This window comes from Sphingomonas sp., from assembly GCF_035944535.1.
In the GTDB taxonomy this organism is placed as follows: Bacteria; Pseudomonadota; Alphaproteobacteria; order Sphingomonadales; family Sphingomonadaceae; genus Sphingomonas_B.
In genome coordinates this window covers 107,065-122,686 of sequence record NZ_DASZBC010000006.1, presented here as the reverse complement: position 1 = coordinate 122,686, position 15,622 = coordinate 107,065, and the positions used below count along the sequence as shown (strand labels likewise).

At 65.2% G+C, this 15,622-nt stretch carries 13 protein-coding genes; 6 read left to right on the top strand and 7 right to left on the bottom strand.

What is annotated here, in order from left to right; all coding sequences use genetic code 11:
• The first annotated feature begins 11 nt into the window (after window positions 1-11).
• Genes VGT77_RS05510 through VGT77_RS05485 form a run of 6 tightly spaced genes read left to right on the top strand, consistent with a single transcriptional unit; the run spans window position 12 to window position 5,263 of the window.
• Window positions 12-1,400, top strand: a complete 1,389-nt coding sequence (locus tag VGT77_RS05510; protein WP_327460375.1) for a hypothetical protein — start codon at window positions 12-14, stop codon at window positions 1,398-1,400.
• A gap of 12 nt (window positions 1,401-1,412) precedes the next feature.
• Window positions 1,413-2,177, top strand: a complete 765-nt coding sequence (locus VGT77_RS05505) for a glycosyltransferase family 2 protein (RefSeq protein WP_327460373.1) — start codon at window positions 1,413-1,415, stop codon at window positions 2,175-2,177.
• On the top strand, window positions 2,075-3,142 hold the full coding sequence (locus VGT77_RS05500) for an NAD-dependent epimerase/dehydratase family protein (RefSeq protein WP_327460372.1): 1,068 nt from the start codon (window positions 2,075-2,077) through the stop codon (window positions 3,140-3,142). Before VGT77_RS05505 ends, VGT77_RS05500 begins: the two co-directional genes overlap by 103 nt.
• Complete coding sequence (locus VGT77_RS05495) at window positions 3,139-3,831, top strand: PIG-L deacetylase family protein (protein WP_327460370.1); 693 nt, start codon at window positions 3,139-3,141, stop codon at window positions 3,829-3,831. Before VGT77_RS05500 ends, VGT77_RS05495 begins: the two co-directional genes overlap by 4 nt.
• Complete coding sequence (locus VGT77_RS05490) at window positions 3,831-4,403, top strand: sugar transferase (RefSeq protein WP_327460368.1); 573 nt, start codon at window positions 3,831-3,833, stop codon at window positions 4,401-4,403. The genes VGT77_RS05495 and VGT77_RS05490 overlap by 1 nt, the downstream gene beginning before the upstream one ends.
• A 2-nt stretch (window positions 4,404-4,405) precedes the next feature.
• Window positions 4,406-5,263 carry a formyltransferase family protein gene (locus tag VGT77_RS05485; RefSeq protein WP_327460366.1) on the top strand — a complete coding sequence of 286 codons (858 nt, stop codon included), beginning with the start codon at window positions 4,406-4,408 and terminating at the stop codon, window positions 5,261-5,263.
• Here VGT77_RS05485 and VGT77_RS05480 read toward each other — a convergent pair.
• From VGT77_RS05480 to VGT77_RS05450, 7 genes are all read right to left on the bottom strand, one after another.
• Window positions 5,245-6,717: a hypothetical protein gene (locus tag VGT77_RS05480; protein ID WP_327460364.1), complete on the bottom strand. Its 1,473-nt coding sequence runs from the start codon at window positions 6,715-6,717 to the stop codon at window positions 5,245-5,247. The genes VGT77_RS05485 and VGT77_RS05480 overlap by 19 nt on opposite strands.
• A 110-nt stretch (window positions 6,718-6,827) precedes the next feature.
• Complete coding sequence (locus tag VGT77_RS05475; protein ID WP_327460362.1) at window positions 6,828-7,073, bottom strand: hypothetical protein; 246 nt, start codon at window positions 7,071-7,073, stop codon at window positions 6,828-6,830.
• A 201-nt stretch (window positions 7,074-7,274) separates the two neighbouring features.
• Entirely contained in the window at window positions 7,275-8,423 is a 1,149-nt protein-coding gene (locus VGT77_RS05470) for an HlyD family type I secretion periplasmic adaptor subunit (protein ID WP_327460360.1), read from the bottom strand.
• Window positions 8,423-10,513 carry an ATP-binding cassette domain-containing protein gene (locus VGT77_RS05465; RefSeq protein WP_327460358.1) on the bottom strand — a complete coding sequence of 697 codons (2,091 nt, stop codon included), beginning with the start codon at window positions 10,511-10,513 and terminating at the stop codon, window positions 8,423-8,425. The genes VGT77_RS05470 and VGT77_RS05465 overlap by 1 nt, the downstream gene beginning before the upstream one ends.
• A complete protein-coding gene (locus VGT77_RS05460) occupies window positions 10,510-11,829 on the bottom strand; it encodes a TolC family protein (protein ID WP_327460356.1) in 1,320 nt (439 codons plus the stop codon). Before VGT77_RS05460 ends, VGT77_RS05465 begins: the two co-directional genes overlap by 4 nt.
• A 43-nt stretch (window positions 11,830-11,872) precedes the next feature.
• Window positions 11,873-13,393, bottom strand: coding sequence for a class I SAM-dependent methyltransferase (locus tag VGT77_RS05455; protein ID WP_327460354.1), 1,521 nt, complete (start codon window positions 13,391-13,393; stop codon window positions 11,873-11,875).
• Window positions 13,394-13,512: 119 nt separating this feature from the next.
• On the bottom strand, window positions 13,513-15,564 hold the full coding sequence (locus VGT77_RS05450) for a malate synthase G (protein ID WP_327460352.1): 2,052 nt from the start codon (window positions 15,562-15,564) through the stop codon (window positions 13,513-13,515).
• Window positions 15,565-15,622 lie beyond the last annotated feature (58 nt).

Genomic DNA, 15,622 nt, shown 5'->3' with positions numbered 1-15,622 from the left:
GATATAGGCACATGCAGCTGTTGATCGTTACTCTGGCGGAATACCAGACCGTGTTCTGGGTCAATGTGGCGCAGGCGCTAGCAGCGCGCGGCTTTCGTCCGCGCTTCTTGTCGTTCGATGACAGAAGCGCCGAGATGATCGAGCGAGCGGGGTTGCCCGTCGTGCTCGCAACCGATGCCATCACCCGTATCTCGGTCGATGAGCAGGAGGAGCTGTTTGCGCGCGCGGCCATCAGCGGCGTCAACTCGCTGACGACCCACGAGCGCTTAGCATTCAACCGCACCGATAGCGACGCAATGCGAGCAAAACTCGCCGGCGCGGTGAAAGCTGCCGGACGGGCGATCGAAGACGCGCGCGCCGAAGGCGGCGAGGTCGTGATGGTTCAGGAAGTGGGCGGTTTCCTGTCGGTGATCGGCAGCTATTACGCGGCACGCGCCGCCGGTGTCGACAATCTGTTCATCGAGCCGAGCTTCTTCCGCGGCCGCATGATGCTGACGAAGAACAGCTTCAGGGCCCCGCAGATACAGGAGGCTCCCGCCTCACCCCCTGAAGAGATGCTTGACTATATTCGCTCGACGCTGTCGCAGGGTGCGATCGTGATCCCGGAAAAGGATGCACACCAATATCGGTCGGCATTCAAGAAAGTGGTGAACCTGAAGAACGGTCGCCGCCTGGTGGAGAAGGCGGCCGACAAATATCTGCGGGGCAAGCGCCAGGAGTTCGGTTTCATCGGGCATCATGTGCGATCGCATCTGGGCATGATCCTGAACTCGAGGCGGTTGCGGCCGCACTACACGCCTCTGCAGGAGCTCCAGCGGTTCATCTATTATCCGCTGCACGTCCCCGGGGACATGGCGCTGACCATTCGCTCGCCCCAGTTTCTCGATCAGCTGGCGCTGGTGGATTATCTGTGCCGGACTCTTCCCGACGGCTACCGGCTCGCGCTGAAAGAGCATCCCGCGATGGTTGGCGCCATCGGCAGCGAGCGGATGATCGAGCTGCTGCGGCGCTATGACAATCTGGCGTTGCTGCCGCCAACCACTAACAACTATCAGGTGATGGCCCGGGCGCGCGCTGTCGTGACGGTGAACAGCAAGAGTGGCGCCGAGGCCGGCTTGTTGGGGAAGCGCGTCCTTGTTTTGGGCGACGCCTTCTACAATGATGCCCCCTTCGCGCTCTCCGTGCGATCCCTGACCGAGTTGCCGGAAGCGCTTACCCGCGAGCTGGACCGATCTCTCCCGGATCATCAGGCACCGGCACATCTGGAATGGTTCGCTCGGGTGTGGAGGGAAAGCTACCCTGGGGAACTTTTCGTTCCCGATATCGAGCGCGCCGAACAGTTTGCCGATTCTCTGGCATCGGCTCTTACGGCACAGCCGCCTGCCATGCAGACCGCTTGAGGCGCTGCGATCATGCCACGCAATGACGGCCTTGTTTCGATCATCACCCCGGCCTATCGCGCCGCAAGCGTAATCGGCGAAACCATCCAATCGGTGCTGGATCAAAGCTATGCCGATTGGGAGATGCTGATTGCGGAAGATTGCGGGCCCGACCACACACGAGACGTGGTCCGCGACTGGGCGGCACGCGATCCCCGCATCAAGCTGATCGAGATGGAGCGGAATGGCGGCCCTGCCGCTGCCCGCAACGCAGCGCTCGAGCGGGCGCAAGGCCGATGGCTGGCCTTTCTGGACAGCGACGACCTTTGGCTGCCGGGCAAGCTGGAACGGCAACTCGACTTCCACCGCCGGAACCAAGGTACGGTGCTGACCTTCACGGGCTACCGCCGCATTTCGGCAGATGGATCCCGGACGGGTCACTATATTGGCGTTCCGCGACGCATCGGCTATAAAGGGCTGCTCGGCAACACCATCATCACCACGTCGACGGTGCTTGTCGATCGCGACCGATCCGGACCGTTCCGGATGAAGAAAACCTATTATGACGATTTCGCCTGCTGGCTCGAGCTGCTGAAAAGGGGTGGCGCGGCCCTTGGTCTGGATGAAGACCTGATGCGATATCGCGTGCTCGAAAAGTCGGTGTCGCGTGACAAGGGCAACTCCGCGAAGCAGGTTTGGCTCGCCTATCGCAACATCGAGCAGCTGGGGCCGCTCGCTTCGGCCTGGTACTTCAGCAATTATGCCGCCCGTGCCTGGCTGAAATATCGCCAATTTTGATGAGCGTGCCGCCCAAAATTGCTGTCATTGGTGCTTCAGGCTTTATCGGCCAGGCTCTGGTGCGTGAGATGATGCTTCGCGGCATCCCCGGGATCGCGGCAAGCAGCGCGCCCGCGCCCCTGGACAACAGCTCCGTGAAGCCCGTCCGCATCCGATATGATGCCGCGTTCTCGGATGCGACGTTCGAGGGCGCCGAAGTGGCGATCATGCTCGCCGGCCGGGCACATGTTCTGCGCGAGCAGGCGCCCGACCCCGAGCGTGCGTTCCTTGAAGCCAACCGCGACCTGCCTGTCGTCGTGGCGGATGCGTTCGCGCGAAGTGGCGGCCGCCGGTTCGTCTTCGTCAGCACGGTTGCCGTTCACGGCGTGGTCACTCATGGCCGCCCCTTCGAAGCCGACGACCCCTTCGCCCCCGTTAGCGCCTATGCCCGTTCGAAACGCGCCGGCGAAGATGCACTGCGTTCGCTCTGCAGCGAGCGCGGCTTGGAGCTGGTCATCATACGCCCGCCACTTGTGTTCGGACCCAACGCCCCTGGCAATTTCGGGCAGCTTATTGCGGCCGCCAAGCGCGGCATTCCCCTGCCGTTGCGGTCCATCAGCAATCGACGTTCCTTCATCAGCCTGCACAATCTCGTCGACTTGCTGCTGCATATGGCCGCGCATTCGGAAGCCGCCGGCCGCGCCTTTCTGGTCAGCGATGGACCGCCGCTTTCCACGGCGGAGGTGGCGCTTACCCTCTACAGGGCAGCCGGCCACCCGAACCGGGTGCTCCCCTGCCCTCCTGCTTTGCTTCGGACTCTCGGGCGATGGATAGGTCGTGAGGCCATGATCGACCGGCTGATCGACGATCTGGAGATCGACAGCACCCCGGCCAGAGAGTTGCTGGGCTGGAGGCCGCCGCATGCTATCGAGGCAGAGTTGCAGGCTAGCCTGGAGAAATCAGTGACGAGGGGAAGGGGCGGATGAGCGAGGCGAAGATCAACCTGGTCGTCGTCTCGCATCCCGACGACGAAATCCTCGGTTTCGGCGCCACAGGCGCGAAGCTGACCGGCCAAGGCGATATCGTCCAGCCGGTCATTCTCTGCGGAAATGTAGACGCGCGCACACGCAGGCCGACGGACGAGCAACTGCACGCCGACATGACGGCTGCCAATGAAAAGCTCGGCTTCGGCCGCCCCATACTCGGCGAATTTCCGAATATCCGCATGAACACCGTTCCCCATCTGGAGCTGGTGCAGTTCATAGAGGCACAGATTGCCACCTTCCGCCCACATCGGCTGTTCACTCATCACCCGTCGGATCTGAACGACGATCACAAGCAGGTTCATCGCGCGTGCCTGGCCGCGGCGCGGCTGTTCCAGCGCCGCGACGAGGTCCGGCCGCTCGAAATGATCGCGCTGATGGAGATCCCCTCGGCCACGGACTGGGGCTTTCCCGTCGGTGAGGCTCCCTTCATCCCCAATATGTTCGTCGATGTAGCGAATACATTGGACGCCAAGCTCGCCGCGCTCGCCTGCTACCGCAACGTCATGCGTGACTATCCACACCCCAGAAGCACGGAGGCTATCCGCGGTCTCGCCGCACTGCGCGGTGCTCAGTGCGGAAGCGGCCCGGCCGAGGCGTTCCAGATGATCTTCGGCGCATCCCTGATTTGATGGGTGCTTATGCGAAATGGGGCAAGCGCACCCTGGACGTGACGCTTGCCCTGACTGGCCTTTTGCTCCTCCTGCCGTTTATGGCCGCGATTGCGATCGCCATTCGGCTTGCCGATCCGGGGCCAGTCATCTTCAGGCAGCTGCGGACCGGACGCGGAGGCCGAACCTTCGAGTTCTACAAATTCCGCAGCATGCCGGTGAACACCGGCAACGTGCCGTCGGATCAACTTGCGGGAGTGAAGCTGAGCCCCGTCGGCCGATTCATTCGCCGGACGAACCTGGACGAGCTGCCGCAGCTGATCAACATCCTGCGGGGCGACATGTCGATCGTGGGACCGAGACCACCTATCCCTAGCCAGACGGAGCTGATCGAACTGAGGCGTCGGAGCGGCGCGCTGGCGTGCCGTCCGGGCCTGACCGGCTGGGCGCAGGTGAACAGTTTCGACGGGATGTCCGTGGCTGAAAAGGCGACGCTGGACGCTGCCTATGCGACGCAAGTCAGCTTGATCCGCGACCTGTCGATCATTGCGCGGACCTTTTCCTATCTGCTCAAGCCACCGCCGAGATATTGATCATGCGCTTCGGTTTCGTCACTTGCGTCCAGCTGGGCCTATCCTGCATGCGGGCCATCTATCGTGTAGGTGGACGGCTCGACCTTGCGCTGACGATCCCGGACGATCGCGGCGTCACCAAATCGGGCCGCGTGTACCTTGACGAGTTTTGTGGCGAGCACGCCATCCCGTTGGTGAAGGTGCGCAACATCAACGATCCCGAAGCGGTCGAAGCCATCCGGCAGGCACGCATTGATTGGCTCTTCATCATCGGCTGGTCCCAGATCGCGCGTACGGATGTGCTCGCGGCTCCCCGCAACGGTGTATTGGGAATGCATCCGACCTTGTTGCCGCAAGGCCGGGGACGGGCAGCGATCCCTTGGGCGATCATCAAGGGCCTTGAGCGCACCGGCGTCACCATGTTCAAGCTCGACCAGGGGGTGGATACGGGCGAGATCGTCGATCAGGTGGTGATCGAACTAAGCGAGCGCACCGATGCGGGAGAACTCTATCGTGCGGTCGACGCGGCGCATGTGACGCTGATGGAAACCGCCTTCCCCAAGCTGCTCAACGGGACCATCCAGCTAAGGAAGCAATCGGAGGATGAGGCCAGCGAGTGGCCGGGGCGTACACCCGAGGATGGGAGGATCGACCTGGCCGGCTCCGTCCGTGACGCTGAACGGCTGGTGCGCGCCACCACTCGGCCTTATCCCGGCGCCTTCATTGTAAGGGACGGCCGCAAGCTCATCGTGTGGCGGGCAGCCCTTGCGGAGAGTGACGGCGACGGCGAACTGCTGCCGTTCAGGGACGGCGAGCTGCGGCTGATCGAGACCGAAGACGGAGGACCGATGGCCGTTACGGATCAAGACCGGCAGAGCTGATTTCCGCTCCAGCCTTCCACCTGAGCCCGGACAGCCTGGCGGGTGACCCGGACAACACAGTCGCCGCCCCGCTCGGTTGACGGGCCCCTGCCGGTGAGGCGGACATCGTCGCTCCGCCCGATCAGGATGCCGGGTCCATCAACGTCCGGCGAGTCGATGCGAATTCGCCCCGGCGGCCGGCTTGGATGTTCGACCGAAATGCCGAATTCGCGACTGCCGATTGCGACGGGGCGAACCAGGTCCAAGTCGTAGACCTGCTCGTCGATGTAGAAGCCGCGTCCGAACCCCCGAACCGCGCAGTCGACGATGCGGCCGCCGCGCTGATGGTCGACACGGATGCCCCAGGGGGCGCCCGGTCCCTGCTCCACCCCCCGCATGCGTTCAAGCAGAATGTCGGTGGAGTGGAGCGGATCGAGGCGAGGCCGATAGCCCTGTGCCGACTGGCGGGCGATGTTGTCGGCGAAACTGTCGCTCTTCACCAGATAGGCGGAGGAGGAACGGCGCAGCAGGCCGTTGCTGAAGCGTATGCCGCGGCAGGCGCGCGCCGCCGCGTCGGGTCTCGCGAACTCGAAGCCGAGATCGCCTGCGGTGTGGTAGAAGGCTGCCTCGCTCACCTGCTCGACTTCGACGTCGCTGACCGAAATGTCGTGTACGCCCGACAGGCGGACACCGAAGGTGCCATGCGCCTGCTGCAGCGGCCTGGCCAAGGCCCCCACCTTGATCCGGCGGATGATGATATCGTGCGGATGGGTGGTATAGCCGCGCCCTTCGGCAAATGCGCGTGCGCTGGCTTCGATGTCGGCGGACGAGAGCGGCCCGACCACGCCCCAATCCAGGTGCACGCCGCCCATGATGTGCGCACTGTCGAGGACCTCTATGTCTTCGATCAGGCCATTATGCGCGCTGCCCATGATCTGGATGGCGGGGGAGCCGACCATCGGACCACCGGGTATCGCAACATTCTTGTCGCCACCCAGCACCAGCCCGCGAATGGTCCAGCCGGAGACGTCCTCGTTGGGCCAGAGGCGGCCGACCTCGCGGGCTTCGTCGAGCAGCGAACCCACCAGGATCGGAGCGTGAGCGCCGCCCTGAATGCCCGGAGTTCCCAGGGATCGCACGAAGACGCCGCCATTCTCGATAGTGGCGCCAGACCTGAGCCGGACACCCGCGTCATCCGCTTGCGAAAGGTGAAAGATGAGCTGTCCGCCGTTCAGATCGAGGCGAACCTTGGGCTTGATGATCAGACCCTTACGGAAGTGAGTTGTCGCCCCGCGCGGCAGGACCACAGCTCCCCCGCCTTCGCGAGCTGCCGCATCGATCCTGGCTTGCACGTCCTGCGAGGAGTCAGGTCCGGCCGTCGCGGAGGGCGTAAAGGCGCTCCACAATGCCGTTCCTGCTGTGCCGAGGATTGCACCGGCCGCGCCGAGGCGAATGACACTACGTCTGTCCATCATCGTCAGCACGAAACGCGGCTGCGCCAAAAGGAGCTAGGCCATGAGACCGGAAACAAAAAAAGGGGGCGGCGAAAAGCCACCCCCTTCTAAATCACTAGCGAGAGCTTCGCTTACGCGCTCTCGGCGTCGTCGTCGCTGTCCGCGGCAACGAGGATGCCCGCAACGACCGCGGCTGCGGCGAGGAGCGCGATGATCAGGCTGCCGCCGGCGAGGTTCTCGCCTTCGACATTGGCGCTGGTGCGGGCCGAAGCGACCGAGAGCTTCGACGCCGAAGCAGTCTGCGCGGCTGCCATCGACGGCAGGGCGATCATGGAAACGGCGGCAACGAGCGAGGTCGCTGCTTTACGGAAACTCATCAGGAAACTCCCTTTTTAGTTCAAACTGGTCCGCTTTTGGCCTTTGGCACCTCTCCGCAGGCCTGACAACCCTAAAACCGTACCATAACGGAGCACAAGCCCGTTCTGCTCGCACTCGCAGCAAAGGACGCCGGGTCGAAGCGGCCTTCGACGCTTCCTTGGCCGAGTGAGATTAAGCTTTTGTGAACGGCGGCGAAACAATCACCGCTCGCCCATCGCTTCCGAGGTCGTGCGCAGGATCGGCTTGGTCAGATACCGGAAAACGGTGGTGGTGCCCGTCTTGATTTCCGCCGTGGCGGTCATGCCGGGCTGGATAGCGATGCGCTCGCCGGGATCCCTTGGGCGCATGGTGCGCGTGTCCACCGCCAGCTGGACGCGGTAGAAGCTGTCCTGTCCGCCATCGGCCCGCGGCACCGTCGTGGTGTCGGGGCTGACGAAGATCACCTTGCCCTCGGCTCCGCCATAAACCGAGGCATCATAGGCATCGAACTTGACCGAAGCACTCTGGCCAGGCCGGATGAACGCGATCTCGGCCGGCGAGAGATTCGCCTCGACGATCAAACGCGCGCCGGCTGGGATGATCTGCATCACCTCGTCGCCCGGGCGCAGCACCGCGCCGACAGTCGAGAGCTTCAGATTGCTGACGATGCCGGCGACGGGCGCTCGCAACTCGGCATTGCCGAGCTGGTCGGTGCGCTGGGTCAGGCCCTGCTCGGCCGTCGTCAGCTGCTCCTGCGTCTGGGTGTACTCGGTCTGCAACTCCTGCAGATAGCGGCTGCGGCGGCTGGCGATCTGACCCGACAGGTCCGACACCGAGCGTTGCAGCCGCAGCAGTTCGGCGCGGGCAATGTCGCCGGAGCCGACCAGCGGCCGGTTCAGCTCCAGCTCCTGCCGGGCGAGCGTCAGCTGCGCGCTGAGCGCTGCGATATCGGCGTTGAGCGCCTGCCGCCGGCGGGCGAGCAGCATGCGCTGGTTGTTCGCCACATCCGGGAAGGCGGCAACATCGGCAGGAAAGCTCAAAGGCCGGTTGAACAACTCGGCCTCGATGCGGGCCATGGACGCACGAAGCGCCGCGACACGGGCCCGCCCCTCCTCTACCGCGGCGCCGGCACTGACCTGATCGAGCGCGACGAGCAGCTGACCCTTGGCGACGCGGTCGCCTTCCTTGACCATGATCGCGTTGACCGTGCCTTCAGTCGCCGCCTGCACCGTCTGAACACGGCCGGTCGGTATGACCTGCCCGCGAGCGCGGGTGATCTGGTCGAGCTCCGCCCAGATTGACCAAAGGAAGAAGCCGAGCACGGCCAGGGTCGACAGGGCAATGACCCAGATGGATGTCCGCGAGCGCATCAGGCGGCGGCTCCCGACTGGGCGGCCACCTTTTGCGGCTGCTTGGGCGGTCCTTGCAGCGCCTTCACCACTTCCGCCGTCGGGCCGTCGAGCACGACCTTGCCGTTCATCATCACGATCACGCGATTGACCAGCGACAGCAGCCGCAGCTTGTGGGTAACGACGATCAGAGTGCGCGACGCCGTCATTTGCGCGGCGACCGCGCCCAGGGCCATGCTCTCCACCTGATCGTCGAGATTGGCAGTCGGCTCATCGAGCAGCAGCACCGGCGGCTTGGCCAGCAGCAGGCGGGTCAAGCCGACGAGAGTCCGCTGACCTCCGGACAACCCACGCCCGCCTTCCTGAATCGGCAGGTCGAGCCCGCGCGGGTGAGCGGAAACGAGCGGCAGCAACCCGCTCTTGCCGATCACGTCCATCAACACGTCATCGCCAGGGTTCGACATGCCAAGCAGCAGATTCTCGCGCAGCGTGCCGTTCACCAGCCGGTAGTCCTGGGCCAGATAGCCGATATGCTGGCGGAGGATGTCGGGCGCGATCTGCGACGCATCTAGGCCGCCCAGCATCACGCGACCGCTTTGGGGCCGGTAGAGGCCGGCGAGCAAACGCAGCAATGTCGTCTTGCCCGAGCCGATGCCTCCCACGATCGCAACCCGTTCACCTTCCCGGATCTCCAGCTGCGGCACATCGATGCCCTCCCGTGCGCCAGGATAGGCGAACCGAATGCCTTCGAGCCGCAACGATCCGCCCAGATGGGCCGGACGGAGCCCCTGCACGTCGGGGTCTTCGTCCATGGGGAGGCCGAGGATCTGATCGAGCATGCGCAGCGACGCACGGGAGTAGCCCCATTGCACGATCAGGCTCGGCAACTGAGTTACCAAGGGGCCGTTCACGCGGCCGGCGATAATCGCGCAGGCGATCAAGGCGCCGGTGGTCATCCGCCCTTGCGCGACTTCTATCGCGCCAAAGGCGATCAGCGCGACATAGGTGACCTGCTGTAGCGTCGAGAAGATCGAGCCTGCCGTCGAGGTCCAGCGCTTCACCGGGTCTTCGGACGTGTGCACATCCTCGACCAGCCGGTTCCAGCGGGCGAGCAGCTGCCAGCCGCCGCGATTGGCCTTGATCGTCTCGGCCGCGTCGATCGACTCGACAAGCAGGCCGTTCTTGCGATTGGCGCTGACCTGCGCGCGGTCCGTGTCCTTGCGTATCAGCCTGGCAAGGCTCCAGGCGATCGCCAGCGCGATCGGCAGGCTGACAAGTGGCACCAGCGCCAGCCAACCGCCGAGCAGATAGATGATCACGACAAAGAACAGGGCGAAAGGCAGATCGGCGAGCAGAAACAGCGAGCCCGACGACATCATCGCCCGCACCTGTTCGAGCCCGCGCAGCTGCGCCGCCATGGTGCCGACGCCACCGGTGCGCGCATCGAGGCGGACCGCCTGGGTCCGCGCGAAGAAATACTCGGACACGTCCTGGTCGATCCGCGCCGCTTCCCGCTCGATCATAAGCGCGCGCACGGTGCGCAGCGCGAAGTCCAGCATCAGCGCGACCAGCACGCCAACGGTTAGCACCCAGAGTGTCGAATAGCCTGCCCGCGGGATCACGCGGTCGTAGATCTGCATCGAATAAAGCGAGGTGGCGAGCGTCAGGATATTGGCGACGATCGTCGCGATGGTCGCCGCGAACAGCACATCCTTGCGCGCGATGATCGCCCGCCAGAACACGTCGAAGGCCGAGCTGTGGCTACGCGCGGTGGCGGCCTGCGGCAGTTCCAAATCGTAGAGAGACAGCTCGCCATGAAAGTCGATGGTCCGCGGCATGCCGTCCCAGACGCGCAGCCGGTCCCTGCCCTCCCATTGCTCCGCCAGCAGCCAGCCGCCCTGATCGGGCGCATAGGCAAGCAAGGGGAAACGGTTGGCACGGGGCCGTCCGCTGACCTGACGCACGGTCCAGCCGGCGCTGTCCGCCAGTTCGCTCAGGCCCTGCTCGCCCGTCAGGCGCGCAGGATCGGCCCCGCCCATCCAGTCGGGCGGCAGATCGACGGATCGCTCGCGCGCCATGCGCTCGACAAGGGCAGGTAGAGGTGCGGTCATGGGCGGCTCACTGGCGGTTCGGGCTGCCAGCGGCAGGTGCGGAGAAGGATGCGGGCGGCCGACGCCATGGCGCTGACCTCTGCATCGGTGACGGCAATGTCGGATTGGGCGGCCTCGAGCGCGGCGTTCATCACGTCTAGCCAGCTGCGCCGGCTGACCACGAACTGGCGCTGATAGGAATCGGTGACGGCTCGCGCCGCGGCAGCGGCGGCGGTACTGGTCGTGATCCGGTCGCGTGCCGAGCTGTTCTCGGCAAAGTCGGCGGCCAGCGCCGTCTGCACGTCCAGATCGACCACGCCGACACGGGTCTCGGCGGCGGTGCGGCGCAGGGACGCGCTTCGTGCGGCCTCGAACTGCGAGAGCCCGCCATTGGTCGACGCACTGAACGCGATGCCGACGCGCTCGCCGGTCACTTCATTGCTGGTGAACTGGGCGGAGACGCGCGGCAGCACCTGCGCGCGGGCGATCTTCTGGTCGGCGCGCGCCACCAGCGCTTCGGCCTGCAGCCGCCGCCGCGCCGGCGAACAGGTCGTCGCCGCCTCGATCGCGCCAGCCGGATCAGGGTGGTGCACCGCCGGATTGTAGCGCGGCATCTCGTCCAAGGTGAAAGCTGTGTCGTTCAGCAGCACCCGCAGTTGCTGCAGGCTCGACGCGGCGAGTGCATTGGCTGTGGTCTGTTGCTCGAGCAGCTGCGCCGTCCGCGAACGGGCGAGTTCCAGATCGACCCGCGGACTGACTTCCTGCTCAACCCGCCGCTCGATCGAACCGACGAGATTACGGTGCTCGGCAAGGCCCTGGTCTAGCGTCCGCGCGCGCAGCGTCGCACGTACGAGCTCGAAAAAGATGTTGGTGACCCGCAGCGCGATCTCCTGCGCCGTCTCATCCGTCACCGCTTCGCTCTGACGCACCGCGGCTTTGGCGCGGTCGATGGTGCCGCTGATCCGCCCGCCCTGCCAAATCGGCTGGTCAACAACGAGATTGGCGGTGAAACTGTCGTCCCGGACGATCGCACTGCCGCCTTCGAAGGCGAAGGCGTTGACCGACAAGCTTGGACCGTAAAGCCAGCGCGCCGACTTCACGTCCGTTTCCGCGGCGCGGTTGCCGATCCGCGCGGCTCGCATGGCGGGATTGAACTGCACGGCCTTGCTCGCGGCCTCGGCCAGCTCGCGGGGGATGGCGGGGGGCGTGACGCCGGCCAAGGCGGCGGCTTCGGGCTTTTCGACGGTCGGACCATAGGTCTGGGCCGGCAGCGTCGCCGCGACGCCCGCTACCGCCAGTCCTCCGATCCGTCCCAATCCGGCACAGATAAAACGCATCACGGCCCTTCCGCTAGGGAAGTTCGACCGTCGGTACCACCCCTTAAGTGACCGCGCCGAGCTTCTGCCAGAGCGGCAGCCGGTTTACGAGAACATCGTTAACCAATTCCTTTGCGAGCTGCGCGGCCTGCTCTCCCTCGACCGGTTTGCCGTCGGCGAGCAGCTTTCGGCCTAGCCTGCCCAAGGCCTCCAGCAGCCGAGCCCACAGCGTGTCGCGGTCGCCATCGTCTGCCATCAGCCCAAGCAGCATCAGGTCGACATCGCGCGCGGTGAGCGCCGAGCCGATCGCAGGCGCGGCAAGATAGTTATACGGCGCCCCGGTCAGCACGGCGGCCGCGCAAGCGCGATTGAAGGCTTGAGCGGCGGCGAAGTCTCGCGCTTCGTCCTTCAGCACTGCGACATGACCGCCATGGGCGAGCAGGATCAGCGCCTGAAGAACGTTCGACTGTTCCTTGCTGACCGCCAGCAGCTCGGCAATGCGCTTGGGCCCGCTTTCGAGCGCATCGAACAGCGGAGCATAGATCTGCTGGCGCAACGTGAACTCGCCGAAGCTCGTCTTGACGGCCACCGTTTCGCCCGCCGGGCGGGCAAGGGCATGGACGAGCAGTTCGGCCGCGCCGGGCGAGGCCTGGAACCGCTTGCGCCGACCGCGGGCGAGCAGGTCGCGGCGAAAGCTCTGGTTGATCGCGCAGTCGATCACATCCTGCTGGGCGAGCGGATCGGCGACTTCGCCGACCACGGCACGCACCGGCTCGGGCAGCATCGCCGGAAGCAGATTTTCCGGCAGCGTCGCTGAGGCGACAAAGTCCAGCTTGGCGCCGCGCATCTCGTCGGCGACTTCGCTGAACCACATCGGGGTCCAATTGCTGTGCAGATATTCCTGGACCAGATAATTGGGACTGAGGTCTTTCAAGCCGTCCACGCGAGCGGACAGCCCCGGCAGGGCGTCGAACAGCGCCGCATTGCCGGCCTTCAGCTTCTGGAACAGGCTGACCGCATTGCCGAGCACCTGCGCGCCAGGCGCCGCCGACTTGGCGTGCATCCGGGCGGCGATGTGCTGGAAGGGCTGCATGACGGCCCAGCCCGGCATCGAGTTATAGGAAAGATAGGCGAGGCCACCGGATACCAGCGCCTCGGCCAGGCAGGCGACGATCGCCTGGCGCAGCTCGGCCGGCACCCAGCTATAGATGCCGTGCAGCACCACATAGTCGAACCGCCCTAGCTCCAGCGGCCAGGCACGCGCGAGATCGAGGAAGTCCGCCTCGACGAAGCTGACGTTGGTCAGCCCCGCCGCGCTGGCGAGGCCGCGGGCATGGGCGATATGCTCGGGGCTGAAATCGACACCGACGAACTCGATCGACGGATAGGCCGAAGCGATCAGGCAGAGACCGAAGCCCTGCCCGCAGCCAAGCTCCAGATAGCGCAGATTATCCTGAGCGGCCTCCGACGGCGCGACATAGCCGGCCAGCATCGCGCACACGTCCATCCAGTCGGGCGCGAGCTCCCGATAGACGCCATAGGTATAGCCCTGCTCGATATTATAGCCGTGCGTCCAGTCGCTCACGCCACCACTCCCCCGTTTCGTAAGTCACTCATATCCGTTCGCTTCGAGCGAAGTCGAGAAGCACCATGGTGCGAAGTCAAGTTTCTCGACTGCGCTCGAAACGACCGGGGGCGGGGCGCTCAGCCTCGCGCTTTGGCCTGAGCACGGAATTTGTGCAGCAGCGGCTCGGTATAGCCGTTGGGCTGGGCGACGCCTTCGAACACCAGGGCGCGCGCCGCCTGATAGGCGATGCTGTCCTCGGTCAGCGGGCGGTAGAGCGGGTCGCCGGCATTTTGCGCGTCCACCTTCGTCGCCATACGCCGGAAGGCGGCATCGACCTGATCGGGCGTGCAAACGCCGTGTAGCAGCCAGTTGGCGATCGCCTGGCTGGAGATGCGCAAGGTCGCGCGGTCTTCCATCAGGCCAATATCGTTGATGTCCGGCACCTTGGAACAACCGACGCCCTGATCTATCCACCGCACGACATAGCCGAGAATGCCCTGCGCATTGTTGTCGAGCTCGCGCCGGACCTCCTCCTCGCTCCAGTTGCGGCCCTCGGCGAGCGGCACGGTGAGGAGCGCGTCGAGCGGCGGCGGAGCCTCGCTCTTCAGCTGCTCCTGCACGGCGAAGACATCGACCTGGTGGTAATGCATCGCATGGAGCGTCGCGGCGGTCGGGCTCGGCACCCAGGCGGTGTTGGCGCCGCTCTTCGGATGACCGATCTTCTGGTCCAGCATCTCGGCCATGCGGTCGGGCGCGGCCCACATGCCCTTGCCGATCTGCGCCTTGCCGGAGAAGCCGCAGGCAAGGCCGATGCAGACATTCCGGTCCTCATAGGCCTTGATCCAGGCGCTCGCCTTCATCTCGCCCTTCGGCACCATCGGCCCGGCCTGCATCGAGGTATGGATCTCGTCGCCGGTGCGGTCGAGGAAGCCGGTGTTGATGAACACCACGCGGTCTTTGACGGCATGGATGCAGGCGGCGAGATTGGCCGAGGTCCGCCGCTCCTCGTCCATCACGCCGACCTTGATCGCGTGGCGGGCGAGGCCGAGCAGGTCCTCGATTGCGTCGAACAGCCGGTTGGTGAAAGCCGCCTCCTCCGGGCCGTGCATCTTCGGCTTGACGATGTAGATGGAGGCGGTGCGGCTGTTCCGGCCTCTGTCGTGCAGACCGCAAAGGCTGGTGACGATTGCGTCGAGAATGCCTTCTGGCGCCTCCGAGCCGTCGGGCAGCAGCACCGCGGGCGTCGTCATGAGATGCCCGACATTGCGGACGAACAGCAGGCTGCGGCCCTTCAGTGTGAACTCTGTTCCGTCGAGGCCGGTATAGGTGCGGTCAGGGTTCAGGCGGCGCGTCAACATGCGGCCGCCTTTCTCGAACGTCTCTTCGAGATCGCCGCGCAACAGGCCGAGCCAGTTCGCATAGGCTGCGACCTTGTCGTCGGCATCGACGGCGGCGACTGAATCTTCGAGATCGACGATCGCGGTCAGCGCGGCCTCGAGGACCACATCGGCGATGCCGTGCGGGTCGTCGCGCCCGACCGGATGCTCCCGATCGACGAGCAGTTCGATATGGAGGCCGTTGTGCCGGAACAGCGGGCTGTCGTCGCGCCAGCCGACCAGCGCGGGATGCTCGGCATCGTCGAAGACGGTCGACCAACCGGGCAGCACTTCGTCGAGGAAGGTTCGTGCGCGGCCGATCACCTGGCCGCCGCGCACCCGGTCAAAACCCCCCGGCTCAGGCGCACCCGGGATCGCGTCGGTGCCGTAAAGCGCGTCGTAGAGGCTGCCCCAGCGCGCATTGGCGGCGTTCAGCAGGAAGCGGGCGTTGAGCGAGGGGACGACGAGCTGGGGCCCAGCCGTGCGCGCGATCTCATCATCGACATTGTCCGTCCCGATTGCGAACGGTGCGGGCTCTCCGACAAGATAACCGATCTCGCGGAGAAAGGCCCGGTATTCGCCTGCATCGATCGGCTGGCCGCGCCGCTGCCGGTGCCAGTCGTCGAGCTGCGCCTGAATGGCATCGCGCTTGGCGAGGAGCGCTCGGTTCTCTGGCACGAACTGTGCGAAGAGGCGCGCCGTGCCGTCCCAGAAGCGTGATGCGTCGATGCCCAGTCCGGCAAGCGCCTGCCGTTCGATAAAGTCGGCCAGCACCGATGCCACTTGAAGCCCTGCCCGCTCGACCCGCATCATCGTCTCCCTTCAGCTCGCGCCGGCGTTCCTTCCGGCGAAGCGCGGGCCTGTCAACGCG

Excerpts from the sequence above, each read along its gene's own strand:
- VGT77_RS05465 (WP_327460358.1), bottom strand. The coding sequence starts at position 10,513 with ATGACCGCACCTCTACCTGCCCTTGTCGAGCGCATGGCGCGCGAGCGA.
- VGT77_RS05495 (WP_327460370.1), top strand. The coding sequence starts at position 3,139 with ATGAGCGAGGCGAAGATCAACCTGGTCGTCGTCTCGCATCCCGACGAC.
- VGT77_RS05480 (WP_327460364.1), bottom strand. The coding sequence starts at position 6,717 with ATGATGGACAGACGTAGTGTCATTCGCCTCGGCGCGGCCGGTGCAATC.
- VGT77_RS05470 (WP_327460360.1), bottom strand. The coding sequence starts at position 8,423 with ATGCGCTCGCGGACATCCATCTGGGTCATTGCCCTGTCGACCCTGGCC.
- VGT77_RS05490 (WP_327460368.1), top strand. The coding sequence starts at position 3,831 with ATGGGTGCTTATGCGAAATGGGGCAAGCGCACCCTGGACGTGACGCTT.
- VGT77_RS05460 (WP_327460356.1), bottom strand. The coding sequence starts at position 11,829 with ATGCGTTTTATCTGTGCCGGATTGGGACGGATCGGAGGACTGGCGGTA.
- VGT77_RS05450 (WP_327460352.1), bottom strand. The coding sequence starts at position 15,564 with ATGATGCGGGTCGAGCGGGCAGGGCTTCAAGTGGCATCGGTGCTGGCC.
- VGT77_RS05505 (WP_327460373.1), top strand. The coding sequence starts at position 1,413 with ATGCCACGCAATGACGGCCTTGTTTCGATCATCACCCCGGCCTATCGC.
- VGT77_RS05485 (WP_327460366.1), top strand. The coding sequence starts at position 4,406 with ATGCGCTTCGGTTTCGTCACTTGCGTCCAGCTGGGCCTATCCTGCATG.
- VGT77_RS05510 (WP_327460375.1), top strand. The coding sequence starts at position 12 with ATGCAGCTGTTGATCGTTACTCTGGCGGAATACCAGACCGTGTTCTGG.
- VGT77_RS05475 (WP_327460362.1), bottom strand. The coding sequence starts at position 7,073 with ATGAGTTTCCGTAAAGCAGCGACCTCGCTCGTTGCCGCCGTTTCCATG.